We start from the raw sequence: 2063 nt of genomic DNA on the forward strand, positions 1-2063 counted from the left end.
TTAAGTATTTACATTGAATGCCGAGTCCGGCTGCATTTTCGTTGCTTCCCGCGAGCACGCCATAACCCGTTAACAGAAGACCCGTCCAGACGACGGCCAGTGCAATAATTGTTCGAATGATTAATCGCATCATTACCTCTTTTATCGTTGTTATCATACATTCAGCCTAAACGGTTTACGCTCTGAAACAAGTGCAGAATTCTTAAAAAGGGGTGATGGCGGTACAGTTAGCCCTTGTTTAAGATAAGCGTGTTAACCTGGTGGCATTAGGTCTTTAAACGGAGTGTGGAGTGAAAAAAATACGCTGGGTGATTCTGATTATCGTGCTGATAGCGTGCGTGGTGTTATGGACGCAGACTATCAATGTGATGTGCGATCAGGATGTACAGTTTTTTAGCGGCGTTTGCGCAATCAATAAGTTTATTCCGTGGTAATACGCATTTTTTCTCAAGGTGATTTCCTTCCTTCGCGCCAGTGGTAAAATAGACGTTTTTATTGAGGTGGTGAAATGGGTGAGTTACTGAATTCAGGGCTGCTGAATATGGCATCCCTGATGATGTCTTTGGTGGTGCTGCTTGTGGGCCTGGTCGTTTGGTTTTTCGTGAACCGCGCCAGTTCACGTACGAACGAGCAGATCGAACTGCTGGAAGCGCTGCTCGATCAGCAAAAGCGCCAGAATGCGTTGCTTCGCCGTTTGTGTGAAGCGAACGAACCGGAAGAGAAAGACGCGCCGAAAGACGCGGTTGTTGAAGACAAGAAAGACGAAGACGACTTTATCCGCCTGGTGGCTGAGCGTTAATCTTTTTGCGTTGGGAGGTGGCCGTGGTCTGGAAAAATCCCTGGTATGACCCCTCCCTGAATCATCACACCCCAAACGGTTTTCGTAATACCCAACCTGGTGGACATCAGCCCGGCGACCTGGACCGCTGGCGTAAAGCGCGTAAAGAGGCCGGTCTACCGAAACCGCCCACACTGGGTTATGACAATTTTATCCGCCAGTGGTGGCAACCCGCTGTGCTGACGCAACCGCATGAAGATGGCGTATGGTGGCTGGGGCATGCGAGCGTGTTGCTGCAGATGGACGGCAATATCCTCCTGACCGACCCGGTATTTTCACGGCGTGCTTCTCCGCTTCCTTTTCTCGGACCACAGCGCAGGACGCCTCCCGCACTGTCTGTCGACAAACTTCAGCAACTTGATGCGGTCATCATCTCCCATAATCACTACGATCATCTTGATGACGCGACCATTCGCCGTATTCTCAGGCGTTTTCCCAATGTGCAGCTCTTTGTTCCTCTTGGCCTGGCTGCCTGGTTTCGCCGTCGGGGAGCAAAACAGGTGGTTGAACTCGACTGGTGGCAAAGTTTCACCTGGCAGGGAATGACGCTTACCGCTGTACCGGCGCAGCACTGGAGTATGCGCACGCCGTGGAACCGCAATCGCTCGTTATGGTGCGGCTGGGTCATGGAAGGACGACACCACCGTTTCTGGTTCAGCGGAGACACCGGGTATTCTCCTGAACTGCTGTTGATACCGGAACGTCTGGGGCCGGTTGATGTGGCCGCATTACCGATTGGTGCCTATGCCCCAAGATGGTTCATGGCTGTCCATCATATGGATCCGCAATCGGCAGTGGCGTTATGGCAGCAGCTGGGGTCTCCACTGGCGTTTCCCATTCACTGGGGCGTGTTTGAACTGGCGGATGAAGCGCTGGATGAACCCGTGCAGGAGTTAATTACTGTGCTGGATAATTTAGCACCAGTTAACCATTCCTTCAGAATATTGAAAATTGGTGAATATTTATCCTTATAAACGAAGCGACAGGTTTGAGCATATATTCTGTATAAACGGGTGCGTGAGATTGTTTTATTTTTATCGAAACGTTTTGCTTGCCTTCTTTTGATGCAGCGTCATAAAAATTTCATTATTTTGGTGCATAACGCTGTTTATAACCTGGTGCATTTTAATACAGCAGCGGGCAGATTATTAACACGGTTTTTTCCCTGAAACAATTTGGTCGCGTTACAATGATTTAAGCATAACTTTTCACAAATTGTTCTAAG

4 protein-coding genes are annotated in these 2063 nt (G+C 49.4%); 3 read left to right on the forward strand and 1 reads right to left on the reverse strand.

What is annotated here, in order from left to right; all coding sequences use genetic code 11:
- The coding region (locus C5687_RS24025; RefSeq protein ID WP_238380518.1) for a YobH family protein at positions 1 to 130 on the reverse strand (130 nt) is incomplete at its 3' end.
- A gap of 160 nt (positions 131 to 290) precedes the next feature.
- Between C5687_RS24025 and mgrB the strand changes: the two genes are divergently transcribed.
- From mgrB to C5687_RS24040, 3 genes are all read left to right on the forward strand, one after another.
- On the forward strand, positions 291 to 434 hold the full coding sequence (gene mgrB, locus C5687_RS24030; RefSeq protein ID WP_006175995.1) for a PhoP/PhoQ regulatory lipoprotein MgrB: 144 nt from the start codon (positions 291 to 293) through the stop codon (positions 432 to 434).
- Positions 435 to 508: 74 nt separating this feature from the next.
- Positions 509 to 799: a YebO family protein gene (locus tag C5687_RS24035; protein WP_104558216.1), complete on the forward strand. Its 291-nt coding sequence runs from the start codon at positions 509 to 511 to the stop codon at positions 797 to 799.
- Positions 800 to 822: 23 nt separating this feature from the next.
- Entirely contained in the window at positions 823 to 1812 is a 990-nt protein-coding gene (locus tag C5687_RS24040; RefSeq protein WP_104558218.1) for an MBL fold metallo-hydrolase, read from the forward strand.
- Positions 1813 to 2063 lie beyond the last annotated feature (251 nt).

This window comes from Enterobacter sichuanensis (assembly GCF_002939185.1).
Lineage (GTDB): Bacteria > Pseudomonadota > Gammaproteobacteria > Enterobacterales > Enterobacteriaceae > Enterobacter > Enterobacter sichuanensis.